The organism is Microbacterium sp. A93 (genome assembly GCF_051842835.1).
Genome location: NZ_JBPXMT010000034.1, coordinates 1 through 647 on the forward strand (window position 1 = coordinate 1; position 647 = coordinate 647).

Here is a 647-nt window from a genome sequence, read left to right on the forward strand (position 1 = left end):
TTGATCGAGTTGGCTTTGCAGATCGTCAAGATCCCGAGCGGGCGCTCGGGCACGGAGCCATCGTTTGAGCGTCGAGTGACCGCGTTCGTTCTTGCCCTGGGTTTGCGGGTGGGCGACGCTGGAGGCGATGGCGTGAACACCGAGCGCGGTCACCATCGCGGTGAGTTCACCGATCCAGCCACGACGGATCGGGTTCAGGGCTGTCCCGTTATCTGAGAGCAACCGTTGTGGCACCCCATGGCGCTCTATGCCTGTGGTGACCACGCGCACGGCGTCTCGCGCGTTCTCGGACCGGGCGGCAAGAGACGCGATCTGCAGGCGGGAGTGGTCATCGTTGAGTTGAAAGATCGCGACGACGCGGCCGTCCGCGAGCGTCCAGTCCGTTGCATCGATCTGCCAACACTCGTTCGGGGCCGCATACCGGAACCGGACGTATGAGGTGCGGGGGCGTTTCTTCGGCTGGGCGGTGACGAGCCCGTTGCGGGTGAAGATTCGTGCCAGAGTCGCGCGAGAGGGTGGGGCGATTCCGAGCCGGTTCAGCTCGAATCCAACCGAGATGGGGCCATGGTCCCATCCCTCCGCTTCCAACCTGGCCCGAGCCTCGATCGCGAGCGCCTCAACAGGTGCAGGCGTTTTCCGTGGCGAGG

Annotated in this window: 1 protein-coding gene; it reads right to left on the bottom strand. The window is 64.9% G+C overall.

Annotated elements, in window-relative coordinates; all coding sequences use genetic code 11:
* The coding region (locus ACSU1G_RS34585) for a DDE-type integrase/transposase/recombinase (protein ID WP_439286193.1) at positions 1 to 647 on the bottom strand (647 nt) is incomplete at both ends.